Here is a 17,470-nt window from a genome sequence, read left to right on the forward strand (position 1 = left end):
CTCTACTTCCCTTCTTTTTTCGTCCAGCGGTCTTTATCTCTTGTATTGAATTTATGCATCACACGATCATGTGCTTCTTCTAGTGAAATATCAAGTGAATTAGCGAGGCATGTTAACACAAACAAAACATCGCCAATTTCTTCTTCCATGCTTTTTTCTGTTTCCGTTGTTTTTTTCGGCTTTTCTCCATAGTAATGGTTAACCTCTCTTGCCAGCTCCCCTAATTCTTCTGTCAGGCGGGCCATCATCGCAAGCGGGCTGAAATAGCCTTCTTTAAATTGTCCTATGTAATCATCTACTTCTTGCTGCACGTGACGCAGCGTTTTTTCTTTCGTCATGAAGCTCATCCTCCTATCCATCTCTTACATGTTAGCGAAATCATAAATATTTGACAAATGTTTAAGACTCAGTTTGCTTGTTTCTCTCCCATACCATATAATATTATCGCTGTCTAAGCAAAAAAAGGAGTGGTCTCTTGCTAAAAGAAATTCGTCTTAAAAATATCGTATTTATTTTAATAGGATCTGCGATTTTTTCTTTCGGTCTTGTTCATTTTAATATGCAGAACAATTTGGCGGAAGGCGGATTTACAGGTATTACACTGCTTTTATATTTTCTATTTCACATTGACCCATCTATTTCAAACCTTGTCTTAAACATTCCGATCTTTTTTATAGGCTGGAAAATGCTTGGCAGAACGATGTTTACTTATACAATTGTAGGAACAGTGAGTCTTTCTGTCTTTCTTGCCATCTTCCAGCGCTTTCAAATACATATGCCTCTCCAGCACGATTTAGCCTTAGCCGCCCTCTTTGCAGGTGTATTTATCGGAACAGGCCTCGGGATCATCTTTAAATTCGGCGGTACAACAGGCGGTGTGGACATCATTGCAAGACTGATCAACAAGCATTATCAGGTGGCAATGGGACGAACGATGTTCATCTTCGACGCATGCGTCATTACCATCTCTCTGACCTACTTAAATTATAAAGAAGCGATGTATACACTTGTCGCAGTGTTTGTTGCTGCGAAGGTCATTGACTTCATGCAGGAAGGCGCTTACGCTGCCAAAGGCGCCATGATTATCTCTGAAAAAGATGACATCATTCAAAAGAAAATCACGGATGAAATGGAGCGCGGTGTCACCATCTTAAAAGGGGTCGGTTCCTATACGAAGCAGGAGCGCAACGTCCTTTATTGCGTCGTTCCGAAAAACGAGCTTGTCCACCTCAAAAGTGTCGTGACCTCAGTCGATCCTCATGCGTTTGTATCTGTCAGTGACGTGCATGATGTACTCGGTGAAGGCTTTACATTAGATGAACACAAAAAGCCGCTCAATCCACATTAAAAAAGAAGCACCAGTTTTGGGCTTCTTTTTTTATGATTTAGGATAATCAGCCTGACGTTTTTGTTTCTTTTCTTTTTCGGCACGATATTTCCGAAATCCAACATACGTTAACGTTAATAAAATGATACTCCCGGTTGTTAGGATGACCCATAAAAGCGATGGATCAGCTTCATCTTCATCGACGTGAGCAAACACACTCGATAAATCCTCTTCCAGCTTCGTGAGACGTTCAAGCTTTGTCCCACTTGATGCTTTTAAAAACTCACCTTGCTCAATTACTTCCATGTGCTGCTTAATTGTCTGCAGCTTTTCAGACGAAATATCAATGGTTAAACTTGGATAGATCATATCGTATAAAGAAACCAGCTCATTCCAAGTTTCATAAAATGTCGTCGATTCTGGATCTTTTACTTCTTTTTTCAAAGTAGGAAAAGACCCCATAATGGGCTTCTCCAGCGAACCCCAAAGAGGCTCAGAATCCGACTGGATCGCATCAAGCAGCATTCTAAATTGAGAGGCATAACGAAGCTTTTCGCGCTCATTCAATTCTTCTTGCGGCAGCCCTTTTATCATATCTTGATAGCCAAGTGTAATTTGCCGAATCTGCGTATTCGTCAAAGTTCCACGCCAATTCTCAGCTTTAAATGTCTTTTCAACATACAATGCGACTTGTAACGCCTCATCATATTTAGCTTGTCTCGTTAATTGAAAGATGGAATCTGATAGTTCCGTTAATTCTTGCAGCGTGTTAGCAGCTGTTTCCTCACCTTTGGCAACTGCTGGCTGTAATACGAGAAAAAATAATAGAATCATCGCGATTGGCTTTCGTTTCATGCAAGTCCCTCCTAGCCCTTCTCCTTACAGCGTATGAAGAAAAGGACAAGGTTAGACCAACATTGTTAAGGGAGTTCCAGCTTGACCGATTTTTTCGATAGAACGAGATAATACGAAACAAGAAGAACCGCAATACTTAGCCAAAACGTCACGTAGCCGATCTCGTTTGAGTAAGCAGACAGCATAGAATAACGGGGCATCATACCAAATACATAATCAATTACATCATTATGTAAGATCCAAATGCCTGCTACCACGAGATGACGCATTTGAAAACGATAATATGGCGCAAACAATACAGCCTGAACCGCCATCGCAAAGTGAGACCCAATCAGCATGTATCCTTCCCACGGAAAATCATCAACAGATAAAAGCACAAAGATATTCATTCCTACCGCCCATAACCCATATTTAATCAAGGTCACAAGAGCAAGTGCTTCAAAATAAGGAGCATTTCGTTTCATCAAAAACGCAAGTAATACAAATAAAAAGAAAAAGCTGGCCGTTGGACTGTCTGGTACAAAAGCTAAAAAGACAGCCGGTGTCTCTACGAGCTGCGGAATATACCAATAGTAGCCGTACACAGTGCCAAGGAAATTGATCATAAGCACCAGCACAAGCATGTAGCGCGTCGCTAGCAAATATTGAATCCATCTCATATGTCTCTTCACTCACGATCTGTTAAAATCAGAAAAAAGCTGACAGCGCCAGCTTTTTCTCTTTTGAGTATATCCTTGTACTTGCATTTAAACAACTGAATTATTTTGATTTGACCTCAGATAAATATTTAGAGAGCTTCTCGAGTTCTTCATCACTGCCTTTAAAAACACCCTTCGGCATGTTGCCTTTACCTTCTACAGCGATTTTAGCGATCTCCTCAGGCGAGAGACCGTTGTCAACGAGTGACGGTCCAGCTGCTCCGCCCTGCATGTTATCCCCATGGCAGGAGATACATGTCTGCTCTTGATAAATTTTATACTCTTCAGCTGAAGTATCAATCTCTGCTTCTTTCTTAATCTCACCTTGTTTTGCCGCTGCTTCCCAATCATGAGTTGCAACAGACTCCCACGTTAAATATGTTGCTGCGCCGACTGCAAGAATCATCATCCCGACTGCAATTGGTCTTCTATACGGTCTGCGTTCTGGACCTGAATCAAGAAATGGTGCCAGCAAAAGTGCACCAAACGCAATTCCAGGCATAATCATCGCGCCGACGACAGTGAAGTTTCCTGCAGCAAATTCATATTTTAATAACTGGTACAAAAATAGGAAATACCAGTCTGGCAGCGGAATATAGCCAGTATCTGTTGGATCAGCCATCCGCTCAAGCGGAGGCGCATGAACAACAGTTAGGACAAGAAATCCAATTAAAAAAACGGCACCTACAAGCCATTCCTTTAAAAGAAAGTTCGGCCAAAAGGCTTCTGTTTTTCCCGGATATTCGGAATAGTCTTTAGGTATGTTAGGTTTTCTTTCTGCCGGTATTCTGGAATCTCCGACAAACTTCATCCCTTTTCCCCTATGCAAAGTCATCCCCTCCTCATTGAACATTCATCAAACGCAGCATTTTAAAGCGGTCCAGAAATTCCTTGCTTACGAATCATAATAAAGTGGGCAGCCATCAGCCCAAATAATGCCGCTGGCAAGAAAAAGACATGGATAGCGAAAAATCTCGTCAGCGTTTGTGCCCCTACAATGTCAGGATGACCTGCAAGCAGCGTTTTGATCTCTTTACCAATGAAAGGTGTTGCTTCTGCTATTTGAAGACCAACCTTAGTCGCAAACAGCGCCTTCATATCCCATGGTAAAAGATAACCTGTAAAACCAAGTCCAAGCATCACAAAGAAAATGAGCACACCAACAATCCAGTTCAGCTCTCTAGGCTTTTTATACGCCCCTTGGAAAAAGACCCTTAGCGTATGTAAAAACATCATCACAATAACTAAACTCGCACCCCAGTGGTGCATCCCTCTGACAATCTGGCCAAATGCCACTTCATTTTGCAAATAATAGACAGATTCCCAGGCATTTTTAATATCCGGCACGTAATACATCGTTAAAAACATGCCCGAAAGGACTTGAATGACTGTCACAAAAAACGTTAAACCGCCAAAACAATACACAAAAGCGGAGAAATGATGTGCTGGGTTGACGTGCTCTGGCACCTCGTGATCCGCAATATCTCTCCATATTGGTGTAATGTCCAGCCGCTCATCTACCCAATCGTAAATCTTGTTAAGCATCGTTACCCTTCCCCTTTCGGCACAGCTTTTCCAAGATAGAGGTATCCGTCCTTCACTTGCTGCTTATAATGGTCAAGCGGTGCAAGCGGTGGAGTTCCGGGTACGTTTGTACCATCCTTGTCGTACAGCCCATAATGGCACGGGCAGAAAAATTTGTTTGGATTTTTCGGATCACTGTTCCAGTTCACTGTACATCCTAAATGTTTACAGATTGGCGATAAAGCGACAATTTCATCCCCTTCTTTGTACACCCATGCTGACCTAGATTCCTTTGACTCGTACCATGCATCTACTTGATCAATTTTAAAGTCAAAGCGCTTCGGTTCCTTTGTCAGTTCATCTACACTGACAACTTGAACCATATCCTGATCCTCTGTTCCTTTTAGCACAGGGTCAAGCGCAAAGCGAACCATAGGCATGAGCATTCCAGCGGCCATAAATCCCCCCACGCCGGTCAACGTGTAATTCAAAAATTGACGCCTGGACACTCCATGTCTCTTCTCGCTCATTTTTTTCTCCCCCCCTCAGGTCGTCAGCTACTTTATAACTGAATTAGAAAAAATTTCATAAAACTAGGACACCCTCATAATATATCAATCTATTCACAAGGTCAACATCCTAAAAAGCTATGTACAATGCAAATGTAAGGGTTTTTATGAAGGGTTCCATTTTTGTAACAAAAAGTTCAAAATTTGTTCTACACTGTCTTGAATCACTTTTTGCTTTAATTCAACCTTCAAATGCTCCAGCGGAACCGGCTTGAGCAAAAATAGCGATTCATTGATCTCAGTATGCTCTTTCCACTGGTGATTAGATGTGATCAATACAACATGCTGAAAATGATCGTTGAGCGACTGCTTCATTGTGAGTATGTCTTCTTGTTTCCGGTCACTTACTTCCAAATATGTATGTGGCGGAAAAAGAAAAACCCGCCCTTTTAACTGTCTTTCAAGTTCATCTGCTACAAGAATAGTAAACTCTCCTAAAGACACGGTTTGTTTCATTTGATCCGCATTCATCCCAACTAATGGAATGACAGCGGTATCAATGTAAGCTTTAGATTGCAAAAAGCGATCCGCGTCCTCTGATTGAAATCTCATCAAATTCCCCTCTTTCATGACATAAGCCCTGCCTGTATAGGGCAAGGCTTATTCGTTCAGTTTATGACAATAGGCTTAATTCTTTTGCCAGCTTATTAAATGTTTCTTGATCATGACGGTCAAGTGCTTCATCTATCTCTTTCATGAGCCGTTCTTTTTGGAAAGTTGCGATTGAGTGCTCAAGCACTTTCTCAGCAAGATCCTTATCTTTTTCGTTCTCATAAAGATCCTTTGGAATATGAGGATTTGTTTCAAGAACAGCTGCATATTCCGGCGAACGATAAGCAGAACGGAAATTCAATTGAATAAACAAATCCTGCTGTTTATTCAAACGAATATCATGAAATGACTTTTCAGCATCTGTCGTCATAATGTTTTCTTTATAAAATCTAAAGGGAACTTCATCCACACAGTGTGTTGACATGATGATTCCCCTTGGGCAAAATTCTGCTTGCTCTACAAAATGAACCTTTTCCATCAAAGAGTCGTGACTCATTAAATAATTTAATATCCAAACACACTCTCTTCGCTTTAGCTGATAATGGTTTAAGAACCACCGGATAAATTCCTTTTTTTCATTGACAGAAACAGGGGTCTGCATGTTATTCCCTCCTCTATCGTAAATTAAATTGCTATACATGAATTATTCAACAAACCAGTTCTTCATTCCTGCAAACTATAAGGAAATTTCGTCTTCAATTCTTAAAATCGTTTCTTCAATTTCTTCATTCGTGCCATCTTTCTCTAGAACTTTGCGTAATAACGGCAATGCTTCTTTTTGTCTGCCCTCTTCTAAAAGGAACGAAGCGTATTCATATAAAAAGTCACGCTCCTCATCAAAATCAGGCAGGGCAAGCTTGAAATACTCGGCAGCTTCTTTGTATTCTTCTCGCCCAACAGAAGCAGATGCAGCATACCAATTCCATTTTGGATCATCTTCCCCAAAGCTTTTAACCTCTTTAATAACATCCAGAATTTCATCAAACAGCTCTTCATTTAAATAGATCGCCAGCAATGTTTGAACTGCTTCAATATAACCCGGATCGAGAGCAAGTGCTTCTTGAAGCAGTTTTTTCGCATCTTCTGAATCCCCATTTTTCAAATCAATCTTGGCACCATATAAATATAATTCTTTGTTATACTCATCAACTTTAATACCCTCTTTTACTACCTCTAAAGCCTCGTGATATAGTCCTTCTTCCTCATAACTTTTCGCTAAAGGCATATAAAGTGACGAATAGGACGGATCAATATCTTTCAGTTCTGTAAGCTGCTGAATGGCTGTTTTCGTTCTGCCAGCCCTCATTGCTGTGAATCCGTAGCCAAAAAGAGTATTCGGGTCTGCTTGATCTTTTACTGCCTTTTCATACCATTCAAGTGCATCCTCAAATTCTCCAGCTGTGCTGAGCGATTCAGCGAGCCGCTGATACACATTGACACCGCCAACCTCATGCTGTTGATCTGCCACTTTGTAGAAATAATCGGCCGCTTTCTTTGAAAGACCTTGAGAAAAATACAACTCACCTAATGCAAAATCGATGATGGCTTCATTCGGAAGTAGCTCTTTCGCTTTTAAAAGCTTTTGTTCACTGACTTCAAATAGTCCTTGCATTTGATACAAATCTGCCATTAACAATAAACTCTCTGGGTACGCATCATCATCTTCAGGAATCGTTTCTAATACTGCAATCGCCTTCTCTTCTTCATCAGAGTCAATCAACAGCTCTGCATAAAAACACGTTAAACCTGTTTCCTCTGGATATAAATCATGTAAATCACTGATGAGATTCCGTGCTTTATCGATATCTCCCCAATCATAATATAATTGAGCCGCTTGCGCCTTTTCTTCATCATGCAAATGCTTCTCTGCTTGAGCAAGTGTTTGGAGTCCTTTTTCAGTCTCACCCGCCTCAACTAATTTTATGGCTTCTTGTAATGAACTATTCAAATCAAACCGTTCCTTTCTGTTTCCAAAAACCTAAACTATTGTTACTTCATATCATAATCGACAGGTACACATCCAGCAAATATGTTGCTCTTTTAAAATGAACCCATTTTTGTGTTTTAAAGACTGTTTTTCATTTCATCCTATACGAAACTGATGATTTGTAAACTGCAGACACTATTTTTATCGGACAAAATGTTTTTTTTCAAGGTTTCACCTTGAGACAAGCTATGCTATATTTCTGACAAATATGCAAAAGGAAAGAAAAAGCCTGAGGACCTCCTCAGACTGTTTTCGTTAAATATTCAATGTGTTCAAAGAAATTCGGGTATGAGACACGAACAGCATCTGTATCTTCAATCTCAATTGCTTGCTTTGTCACACATGCGGCAATTCCCAGCATCATACCGATACGGTGATCTCCGTAGCTTGAGACGACTGCGCCGCCTTGAAGCGTAGTTTTACCATGAATCTTCATACCATCATCTGTTGCTTCAATATTAGCACCGAGTTTTTTAAGTTCTGATACGACTGTATCAATTCGATTGGTTTCTTTAACTTTTAACTCAGCAGCATCTTTAATGATCGTTGTTCCTTCTGCTTGGGTCGCAAGAAGCGCAATAATCGGAATTTCATCGATGAGTCTTGAAATCATGTCACCAGAAATTTCAATCCCTTTTAATGATGAAGTAGAAATCGTTAAATCACCAAACGGTTCTCCGCCTTTGGCATCTACTTCATTGATCTTAAGGTTTGCACCCATAAGTTTCAGCACATCAATGATACCTGTTCTTGTTTTGTTTAACCCGACATTTTTTAAGACAATCCGGCTGTTAGGAACGATTGATCCAGCTACAAGGAAAAATGCAGCTGAAGAGATGTCTCCTGGAACAAATATATCTGTTGCTGTTAATGTCTGGCCGCCTTCAATGGAAACACTTTGTTCATCTTCATCTAGTTTTACACCAAACATAGAGAGCATTCTTTCTGTATGATCTCTTGATTTATGAGGTTCAGTTAAAGTCGTTGTTCCCTTTGCTTGAAGTCCAGCTAAAAGGACAGCCGACTTAATTTGTGCACTTGCCACTGGAGACTCATAAGAGATTCCTTTTAAATGACCGCCACGAATAGATAGTGGTGTAAACTCGCCATTTGCTCTGCCGTCTATTTTGGCTCCTAGTTGTTTAAGCGGACCCGTCACCCGCCTCATTGGTCTTTTGGCAATACTCTCATCACCAATTAGTGTACTGTGAAACTCACAACCAGCTAATATTCCCATCATTAATCGAATGGTTGTACCAGAATTGCCAACATCAAGAATGTCAGACGGCTCCTTGAGCTCTTTCAGTCCTTTACCATGAATGACAACATCTGTCCCTTTTTGTTCAATTTCAACGCCCATCTTTCTAAAGCAATCAATCGTACTTAAACAGTCAGCTCCAGGAAGAAAGTTTTTCACTACTGTGGTCCCATCAGCAATTGCGCCAAACATCACTGATCTATGTGAAATAGATTTATCACCTGGGATATGAATTTCTCCATTCATAGGAGCATTTTTATGAATTTTCATGTTTGTCACCTCAGTCAGCATAAAATGTATCGTAATTCGCTCTATTTTTTATACAGATTTCTGCACGCTTGCGGTCGTCATCTGTTTGAAAACTAATGCGTAAAATCCCATTAATGTCTTCCCGCGTCTCAATAATACGGATATTTGTAATACTAATGTTTTCACTTGCTAGATGCCCTGTAATCTCCGATATGACCCCAGGGTGATCCGGAACATCGACATACAGATCATAAAAAGCAGGAATGGCTCCTTTTTTCCTTAGAGGCAGTCCATCACGATATTCCTTTGCATCTTGAAAATAAGAGAACAATCCTTCAGCATCTTCTTGCTCTACGAAGGTTTCAATGCGGTTAATTTCTTTTTTCCATTCATGGAATCGGTCTAAAATCTTGTGTTTATTGTGCAGCAGGATATCCCGCCACATTGCAGGATTGCTTGAAGCAATTCGTGTGATATCACGAAAGCCTCCAGCAGCAAACCGTTTAACAAGTGGGAATTGTTCTTCAAAATGATGTGCTTGATGCACAAGGCTGGCTGCAACAATATGAGGGAAATGGCTGATAACACTTGTCACAGCATCATGTTCTTCTGGTGTCATTTCGATGAAATGAGCATGTGTCCCCTTTAACAAATCCATCAACCGATCAACAGCTTGACGGTTTGTTTCCTTTGCAGGCGTTAAAATATAGAACGCATTTTCAAATAAAAAGTCTTTCGCTGCAATAACACCTGACTTATGAGAGCCTGCCATTGGATGTCCACCAATAAATTGGTACTGCTCAGGCAGCGCTTTTTCAGCAAAATGGACGACCTTTTGCTTTGTGCTGCCGACATCAGTGATTGTGAGCTCTCTTTCAATTCCAGAGTCTGCAATATCACTAAGCATCTTTATTGTTTGCTGGACAGGAGTTGCCAAAATAATGGTCGAAGATTCTTCTAAACCAGCCAAAAACGAATCAGCTGTTGCATCAATAATTCCCAGCTTTGTTGCAGCAACCATTTGTTCTTTGGAAACATCAAATCCTACAATTTTTTTATGAGGATGCTCTTTTTTAATTGAGAGTGCAATGGATCCCCCAATTAAACCGAGTCCAGCGATTAATATTGTTTCGTTTGCATCATTCATATTCATCACCTGATTTTTCGCGAAAATTAAACAACCTATTTCAACAGCTTATATGTATTGAGGTTGGTACAATGAAAGCCATATCCTGACTTAGGATATGACTTTCTGGTTATGCTACGCACGAATGCCTTGCAGTAAATCTGCAAGTGTGCTTAGAATGTCTTCATTTTGCTCTTTTGTTCCGACGGTAATACGTAAAGAAGTCGGAAAACCAAGTGCTTTACCGGAACGAACAATGTAACCTTTTTTCAATAATGCATTGAACAATTCATCGGCATCTCTTTTAAAATCAATCAGCACAAAGTTTGTTTGAGATGGATAGATATATAGTCCAAAACGGTCAGCAAAATCTTGATATTGCTTGAGACCTGCTTCGTTTTTCTGTCTGCATGATTGTATGAAATCTTGATCTTTGATCGCTGCACGAGCAGCTGCCTGAGCGATACGGCTGGTATTAAACGGCTCTCTCGCTGGTTCAATGGCAGTAATCAGCTCTTCTGATGCAATTCCGTAGCCTACTCGAAGCGCTGCAAGTCCATATGCTTTAGAAAACGTTCGAAGTACAATGACATTTTGATAATTGTGTAATAAAGATAAACTGTTTGGAAAATCTTCCGCACGAACGTATTCAAAATACGCTTCATCTAGTACAACAAGCACGTGAGCTGGCACTTTATCTAAAAACGCCACAATCTCAGATTCTGACAAATGATTTCCTGTCGGGTTATTTGGATTACATACCCAGACAACCTTCGTGTTTTCATCGATCGCATCCAGCATGCCCTTCAGATCGTGAGCTCCTCCTTCTAAAAGAGGCACTTCTCGAATTTCAGCATGTTCAATCACTGCATTGTGACGGTATTGCGGAAAAGATGGAGATGGGATGACGGTATTTGTATGTTGGTCAAGGAATGCTCTCGCAATAATTTGCACAAGTTCATCTGAGCCATTCCCGAAAATTAATTGTTTTTCACTTACTTGAAGAAACTCAGCAAGCTCCGTTCTTAAACTTGCGCTGTATCCATCAGGATAAATCGCTAGATGTTCGAGCTCGGCTTGTATTGCCTCTCTTGCATGTACAGAATATCCAAAAGGGTTTTCATTTGAAGCCAATTTCACAATTTTGTCTAATTGATATTCTTTTTTGACCTCTTCAATTGGTTTCCCAGGTTGATACGGTTTTAGCTGTTTTAATTGATCTTTGATTTGCAAAATGTTTCACCTCATTTGAATGAATAGAGGGGACTAAATGTTTTTGCATATGTTTCAAATTCTCTTAAAGCCTCTTGACGTGTATCACTTGCCAGCAATTGTTCTTGAAGCTCTTCAATTTTTTTCACAAGTGCACTTCCGACAACAACACCGTCACTCAGTTTATTCATTGAGTCTACCTGCTCTCTTGTTGAGATGCCAAAACCGACAGCAACCGGTATGTGACTCAGCTGTTTCACTTGTTGAATAAAATCTGTAATTGACGCGTCAAAGGATTGCCTGACACCTGTTACACCAAGAGATGAAACACAATACACAAAACCTTCTGCCTGCTCTACAATGTTTACTAATCGTTCCTTGCTTGTTGGTGCAACGAGTGAAATATATGAAATGCCATGTGTTTGACAGTTCTTTTGCAGCTCGCTGCTCTCTTCAAACGGCAAGTCGGGTGTTAAGAGTCCCGAAATATGATTTTTGCGCAGTAAAGCGAAAAAGTATTCTGTGTCTAATTGTAACACAGGATTATAATACGTAAATAGAATTACAGGAATTTTTACTCCGTTTTTTTTCATCTTCCCTGCTAATTCTATCGCTTTTACGATATTCATGCCATGATTTAGAGCTCTTTTGGAGGCTCTTTGAATGACAGGACCGTCTGCTAATGGATCGGAATAAGGAACACCGAGTTCAATCGCATGTGCACCGGCTGCTTGAAGAGAGACAGCTAAATCAATCGTAATGTCTTCTGACGGATCTCCCGCTGTGATAAATGGGATAAATAATTTTTCGCCTTGCTCTAATTGAAACGTGATCATTTTGTTTTTCCCTCACTTTCAAGCACGTTCATTAATGTATGCACATCCTTATCGCCTCTTCCTGACAGGCAGACAAGAACAATTTCATCTTCATTCATCGTCTTGCTTACCTCAAACGCCTTGGCTAACGCATGTGCAGTTTCAATTGCTGGCAGAATTCCTTCTTTTTCAGTCAGCAGCTTTAGTGCATCTAGTGCTTCTTGATCTGTCGCACTCACATATTGAACCCGCCCGCTCGCATGTAAATATGCGTGCTCTGGTCCAATTCCCGGATAATCTAAACCAGCGGAAATAGAATATGGCTCAATAATTTGGCCAAATTCGTCTTGGATTAAGTATGTCAAAGACCCGTGGATCACACCTTTGGTTCCTTTCGTGATGGTTGCAGCATGGAGCGGCGTATCGATTCCTTTTCCAGCTGCCTCTACACCAATGATATCTACCTCTTCATCTAAAAATGCCCGGTACATTCCAATGGCATTACTTCCGCCGCCAACACAGGCAATGACTTTATGAGGAAGCCTTCCTTCTTTTTCAAGCAGCTGCTCTTTTGCTTCATCACCAATCATCCGCTGGAACTCACTGACGATTTGAGGATACGGATGAGGGCCTACAACGGAGCCAATCATGTAAAAATGATCACTGCAGTGCTGAACCCAATAGCGGATAGCTTCGTTGGTTGCATCTTTTAGTGTGCCATTCCCGCTTGTGACAGGTATGACTTCAGCGCCAAGCAGCTTCATCCGAAAGACATTGAGTGATTGTCTTTCCACATCTTCTTTTCCCATAAATACCGTGCAGGATAACCCGAACTTTGCGGCCACCGTTGCAGCAGCTACTCCGTGCTGGCCCGCGCCTGTTTCCGCGATGATGTTTGATTTCCCCATTTTTTTCGCAAGCAGGGCCTGACCAAGCGCATTGTTAATTTTATGAGCACCCGTGTGGTTTAAATCTTCTCTTTTTAAATAGATCTTTGCGCCGCCGAGGTATGCTGATAATTGTTCAGCATATGTAAGCGCAGTTGGTCTGCCTGAATAGTTTCGAAGTAGTGATACATATTCTGCTTGAAAAGCAGGGTCTTCTTTTAATTCACGAAATGCCTGCTCGATTTCTGCAAGTGGCTGCATGAGCGTTTCCGGGACAAATTTCCCTCCGAATTCTCCGTATCTGCCAATCTCATTTGGATATGCGTACATCATTTAACATCCTTTCTTCGAGCGCTTCGATCTTAGCGCTGCTTTTCTTCCCGTTTTCTTCTATTCCGCTTGAAAGATCGATCGCTTCTGGACCATAGGCAAGGAGCTCTGCTACCGTTTCTGGTGTGATACCGCCTGCAATTATGCAAGTTTTCTCAAGCCGTTTTGCATGCTTAACGTATGCAGGCACCGCCTCCCAAGCAAAAGCTGTTCCAGAGCCGCCTCTCATCCCTTTTACTTTCGCATCAATGAGAAAGCCATCGACAACAGGTGCAAATGCCGTCATTTTTTCCAGCGTGTTTGTGATATTGGATTCGTGGTGGAACACTTTCCAAACGACAGCCCCTGTTTGTTGTTTGATTTCTTTTGCGTCATCCTTCGTTTCATCTCCATGAAGCTGTACGATATCTAAAGGTATATGTTTTGTGATCTCACACACTTTTTCGATCTTTTCATTTACAAATACACCGGTAATTTTTTTCTCACACTTTGTTTGGATGAGCCATTGTTTCACTTGATCTGGCTGGACTTGTCTTTTACTTGGAGCAAAAATAAATCCAATGGCATCTGCGTGAGATTGCGCAATACATTCCACATCGCCTTGTGATACTGCTCCGCAATATTTTAAGTAAGGCTTCATCCTGTTCATTCTCCAAACAATGTTTGAACGGCTTTTTCTTGTGATTGTTCTCTCATTAATGATTCTCCTACAAGAACTGCACCCGCTCCATGTTCCTTCACAAAGGTCAGATCATCAAATGTTTGAATACCGCTCTCACTCACTAGTAAGACATCGTTTGGAACGAGGGGTGCGATCTCTTTTGTTTGTTCAACTGTTGTTGTAAATGTATTTAAATTCCGGTTGTTCACTCCAATGATTTCAGGGGTAAACAACTTCAAAATATTTTCCAGTGTATCTGCTGCATGTACTTCGACAAGGACATCTAGGCCTTTCTCTTTCGCTTCAGCATAGAGCTCGTGCAGCTTTTGCGGCTCAAGAACTTCTCCAATTAATAAAATGGCATCTGCCCCTATACGTCTTGACTCTTCTACTTGTATGGAATCAATGATGAAATCTTTTCTTAAAATTGGACGATCTACGTGTTTTTTAATGAGGGATAAGTATTCGTTTTTTCCTTGAAAGAACGGTTCATCCGTTAAAACAGATAAGCAATCAGCATTTGATTTTTCGTAAGCTTTTGCTGTTTGTAAAGGATCAAAATTCGGTTGAATGATTCCTTTGGAAGGAGACGCCTTTTTCACCTCCGCAATGAGACCAATTGAGCGATGAGGATTCATGAGTGCTTCTTTAAATGATCGTCTTTCAAAGTGTCCATCCACTGGTAACTGCAATGTTTGGATATGTTCTTTTTTGCGGGAAATGATTTGATTAAGCATAGATCTCTTCCTCTCTCGTTTTTTGTTTTAAACGATCCAATTGTTCTTTGGCTGCGCCGTTTTTAATCGTTTCAATCGCTTTTAATGTTCCGGCCATGAGGCTTTCTGACTTTCCTGCGACATATAAAGCCGCTCCAGCATTCAGGGCTGTAATATGAAGCGGCGCCCCTCCTGTTTGATGATTCAATATATTCTGAATCAATTTAGCACTCTCTTCCGGTGATTGGACCTGAATATCTGATAAATATCCTTTTTGCAGCCCAAAGTCTTCTGGATTAAGTGTATATTCTGTCATGACATCTTTTTTGAGTTCAATCACATATGAATTTGCTGTAATCGTTAATTCATCCAGCCCATCTTCTCCGCAAACAAACAGCACATGTTCTGGCTCTAACGGCGCAAGGGCTTTTGCCATTAACTTCGCCTTTTCCTTTGAGTAAACGCCGATGATTTGCTTTTTGGCTTGCATTGGGTGGCAAAGCGGGCCTAATAGATTAAATACCGTCCGGAAGCCGAGCTGCTTGCGGACTGCGGCTACTTGTTTCATAGATGAATGATACAATGGGGCAAATAAAAATCCCATGTTTTTCTCTTGTATTTGTCTTCTTGTTTCTTCTGGTGTGGATTGAATATGAATCCCAAGACACTCAAGTACATCGGCACTCCCGCTTTTAGAAGAAACTGATCGATTTCCGTGTTTGGCGATTTTGGCTCCAGCAGCGGAAGCGACAATGGCGGCGGCAGTTGATATATTAAAGGTGGAGAGTCCATCGCCTCCTGTGCCGCAAGTGTCAACAACATCAAGCGATCGTTCCATTGGTGCTGCATTTTGCCGCATGGCTTTCACAAAACCCGTCATTTCTTCAGCGGTTTCTCCTCTATGCGCTAAAATCGAGAGACTAGCAGCGACTTCAGCATCTGTTAAAAAGCCGCTCATCATATCATGCATGAGTTTATTTGCTTCATTTTCTGATAGAAAGCCTCCATTAACAAGAGCTGATAGTCGGTGATTCATCCTGCACACTCTCCTTTTCTGAGAAAATATGTTCCGCAAGCTGAATGGCTTTCAAAAGTGCTCCTGCCTTGTTACAAGTCTCTTCCCATTCATTTTCTGGGACAGAATCAGCCACAATGCCGGCGCCTGCTTGTATAGAAGCGGTCTGATTTTTGACGCTCATCGTACGAATGGTAATACAGGAGTCGATATTACCGTCGAATCCAATATAGGCAATACAGCCGCCATACGTTTCTCTTGGCTCAGGCTCCATTTCATTTAATAATTGCATCGCTCTTATTTTCGGGGCACCTGTTAATGTGCCTGCAGGGAATGCGGACATGAGCGCATCGACTGGATGTGTATCCCGCTTTAGCTTTCCAGTCACAATGGAGATGATGTGCATGACATGTGAAAAATTCACTACTTTTGTAAAGGTAGGTACGGATACACTGCCGTATTCTGCCACACGGCCAACATCGTTTCTGGCAAGATCCACTAACATGTAATGCTCGGCTTTTTCCTTTTCATCTTCAAGCAGCTCTTTTGCTAGCTCAGCATCCTCTTCTATCGTTCTTCCTCGTTTTCTTGTGCCTGCAATAGGATGAATTTCTAGGTGACCGTTTTTGGCATGGATTAATCGTTCTGGCGAGCTGCCGACTAAATCACGATCTTTTAATTTCATAAAATACATATAAGGAGATGGATTCACAATCCGAAGCACGCGGTATAATTCAAATGAACTCACTGACACAGGGATATCAAAGCGCTGCGAGAGTACGCCTTGAAAAATGTCACCCGCTCGAATGTATTCTTTTATTTTTTCAACATCTTTTAGAAATTGCGCTTTTTCATAGGTTGACGTCACATGTTCAAAGGACGGCGGCTCATTCATATTCCCTGATAAAATCAGTTCTTTCATATCAACCTTTGAATGAAGCTTGTGAATCATCTGTTCAAGCTGTTTTTGATTTTCTTTGTAAGCGCGTATTTTTTCGTCTTCTGTTTCATGTCCGGTTAGCTGGATGTACTGGATAAAATGAACATGATTTGTTTCATGATCAAAAGCAATCATCGTTTGGCAGACAAATAATGTGCAATTTTCTGTCGTCGATGCGTTGCGGTGAGGCCTGACAGAAGGTTCAATGTTTGGGATTAGATCGTAGCTTAAGTACCCAACAGCCCCGCCTGTAAATGGGATATCAATATCTGGCGTTTTGATTTGATATTGCTCTTTCATCCAATCCAGCAGTTTTTTCAGCTCTTGCTTTTGCATGACTTCCTGCCCCGCAGCGTCACGTGCAACGTATTTGTTTTGGTCATCATGTAAGGTTAAAAACGGATGCAATCCAATGAAGGAATATCTCGACCAGCTGGAAGACTCATCTTTGCTTTCTAGCAAATACACAATATCTTGTTTGAGCTTTTCAACAATTTGAATCGGTGAGAGCGTATCGACTGTAATGGTTTCAACAATTGGGATCGTTTTGTAGGACTCACTATCCTTTAAAAATTGGGTCAGGTTTGATTGGGAATTCATAAGCACACTCCTTAAATGGGATTAAGGAGAATGAGGGGACATATAAAGGGTTTGTATGAGTATACAAAATAAGCCTAAAAGAGGGTTACTCTTTTAGGCAGTATGATTAAATAGAAGTATCGTATCTCTGCTCAACTCTACTCATCTCA

The 17,470-nt window shown here is 41.1% G+C and carries 19 protein-coding genes; 1 reads left to right on the forward strand and 18 read right to left on the reverse strand.

Annotated features, from left to right (window positions below):
* Nucleotides 1-2: 2 nt before the first annotated feature.
* Nucleotides 3-338, reverse strand: a complete 336-nt coding sequence (locus NSQ25_RS10255; RefSeq protein WP_024422788.1) for a nucleotide pyrophosphohydrolase — start codon at nucleotides 336-338, stop codon at nucleotides 3-5.
* A 137-nt stretch (nucleotides 339-475) separates the two neighbouring features.
* Between NSQ25_RS10255 and NSQ25_RS10260 the strand changes: the two genes are divergently transcribed.
* Nucleotides 476-1,348, forward strand: a complete 873-nt coding sequence (locus tag NSQ25_RS10260) for a YitT family protein (protein ID WP_024422789.1) — start codon at nucleotides 476-478, stop codon at nucleotides 1,346-1,348.
* A gap of 30 nt (nucleotides 1,349-1,378) precedes the next feature.
* Here the strand turns inward: NSQ25_RS10260 and ypjB are convergent, their stop codons facing one another.
* The 17 genes from ypjB to trpE all read right to left on the reverse strand — a co-directional run bounded on the left by ypjB (nucleotide 1,379) and on the right by trpE (nucleotide 17,321).
* Nucleotides 1,379-2,182: a sporulation protein YpjB gene (ypjB, locus tag NSQ25_RS10265; protein WP_061109287.1), complete on the reverse strand. Its 804-nt coding sequence runs from the start codon at nucleotides 2,180-2,182 to the stop codon at nucleotides 1,379-1,381.
* Nucleotides 2,183-2,247: 65 nt separating this feature from the next.
* Nucleotides 2,248-2,841 carry a DUF1405 domain-containing protein gene (locus NSQ25_RS10270; protein WP_024428102.1) on the reverse strand — a complete coding sequence of 198 codons (594 nt, stop codon included), beginning with the start codon at nucleotides 2,839-2,841 and terminating at the stop codon, nucleotides 2,248-2,250.
* A gap of 100 nt (nucleotides 2,842-2,941) precedes the next feature.
* Entirely contained in the window at nucleotides 2,942-3,709 is a 768-nt protein-coding gene (locus NSQ25_RS10275) for a menaquinol-cytochrome c reductase cytochrome b/c subunit (RefSeq protein ID WP_024422792.1), read from the reverse strand.
* Between the two features lie 41 nt (nucleotides 3,710-3,750).
* Entirely contained in the window at nucleotides 3,751-4,425 is a 675-nt protein-coding gene (gene qcrB / locus NSQ25_RS10280; RefSeq protein WP_003215804.1) for a menaquinol-cytochrome c reductase cytochrome b subunit, read from the reverse strand.
* A 2-nt stretch (nucleotides 4,426-4,427) separates the two neighbouring features.
* Complete coding sequence (locus NSQ25_RS10285; protein ID WP_007500911.1) at nucleotides 4,428-4,934, reverse strand: ubiquinol-cytochrome c reductase iron-sulfur subunit; 507 nt, start codon at nucleotides 4,932-4,934, stop codon at nucleotides 4,428-4,430.
* Between the two features lie 144 nt (nucleotides 4,935-5,078).
* Nucleotides 5,079-5,525 (reverse strand): YpiF family protein, encoded by a 447-nt coding sequence (locus NSQ25_RS10290; protein ID WP_326136263.1) that lies wholly within the window; start codon nucleotides 5,523-5,525, stop codon nucleotides 5,079-5,081.
* Nucleotides 5,526-5,586: 61 nt separating this feature from the next.
* A complete protein-coding gene (locus NSQ25_RS10295; protein ID WP_008344562.1) occupies nucleotides 5,587-6,126 on the reverse strand; it encodes a ReoY family proteolytic degradation factor in 540 nt (179 codons plus the stop codon).
* 75 nt (nucleotides 6,127-6,201) lie between these two features.
* Nucleotides 6,202-7,473, reverse strand: a complete 1,272-nt coding sequence (locus NSQ25_RS10300) for a tetratricopeptide repeat protein (protein WP_024422794.1) — start codon at nucleotides 7,471-7,473, stop codon at nucleotides 6,202-6,204.
* Between the two features lie 280 nt (nucleotides 7,474-7,753).
* A complete protein-coding gene (gene aroA / locus NSQ25_RS10305) occupies nucleotides 7,754-9,040 on the reverse strand; it encodes a 3-phosphoshikimate 1-carboxyvinyltransferase (RefSeq protein ID WP_326136262.1) in 1,287 nt (428 codons plus the stop codon).
* Nucleotides 9,041-9,050: 10 nt separating this feature from the next.
* Nucleotides 9,051-10,166, reverse strand: a complete 1,116-nt coding sequence (locus tag NSQ25_RS10310; RefSeq protein WP_081124537.1) for a prephenate dehydrogenase — start codon at nucleotides 10,164-10,166, stop codon at nucleotides 9,051-9,053.
* A gap of 114 nt (nucleotides 10,167-10,280) precedes the next feature.
* Nucleotides 10,281-11,378: a histidinol-phosphate transaminase gene (hisC, locus tag NSQ25_RS10315; RefSeq protein ID WP_144496188.1), complete on the reverse strand. Its 1,098-nt coding sequence runs from the start codon at nucleotides 11,376-11,378 to the stop codon at nucleotides 10,281-10,283.
* An 11-nt stretch (nucleotides 11,379-11,389) separates the two neighbouring features.
* Nucleotides 11,390-12,193 (reverse strand): tryptophan synthase subunit alpha, encoded by an 804-nt coding sequence (trpA, locus tag NSQ25_RS10320; protein WP_065214687.1) that lies wholly within the window; start codon nucleotides 12,191-12,193, stop codon nucleotides 11,390-11,392.
* Complete coding sequence (gene trpB, locus NSQ25_RS10325; protein WP_034280432.1) at nucleotides 12,190-13,389, reverse strand: tryptophan synthase subunit beta; 1,200 nt, start codon at nucleotides 13,387-13,389, stop codon at nucleotides 12,190-12,192. The genes trpA and trpB overlap by 4 nt, the downstream gene beginning before the upstream one ends.
* Entirely contained in the window at nucleotides 13,370-14,038 is a 669-nt protein-coding gene (locus tag NSQ25_RS10330; RefSeq protein WP_326136261.1) for a phosphoribosylanthranilate isomerase, read from the reverse strand. Before NSQ25_RS10330 ends, trpB begins: the two co-directional genes overlap by 20 nt.
* On the reverse strand, nucleotides 14,035-14,787 hold the full coding sequence (gene trpC / locus NSQ25_RS10335; protein WP_065214684.1) for an indole-3-glycerol phosphate synthase TrpC: 753 nt from the start codon (nucleotides 14,785-14,787) through the stop codon (nucleotides 14,035-14,037). Before trpC ends, NSQ25_RS10330 begins: the two co-directional genes overlap by 4 nt.
* Entirely contained in the window at nucleotides 14,780-15,802 is a 1,023-nt protein-coding gene (gene trpD, locus NSQ25_RS10340) for an anthranilate phosphoribosyltransferase (RefSeq protein ID WP_326136260.1), read from the reverse strand. Before trpD ends, trpC begins: the two co-directional genes overlap by 8 nt.
* A complete protein-coding gene (gene trpE, locus NSQ25_RS10345; RefSeq protein WP_326136259.1) occupies nucleotides 15,774-17,321 on the reverse strand; it encodes an anthranilate synthase component I in 1,548 nt (515 codons plus the stop codon). Before trpE ends, trpD begins: the two co-directional genes overlap by 29 nt.
* Between the last annotated feature and the right edge of the window lie 149 nt (nucleotides 17,322-17,470).

Origin of the sequence: Bacillus sp. FSL R5-0512 (assembly GCF_038593295.1) — a bacterium.
GTDB classification, from domain to species: Bacteria; Bacillota; Bacilli; order Bacillales; family Bacillaceae; genus Bacillus; species Bacillus safensis.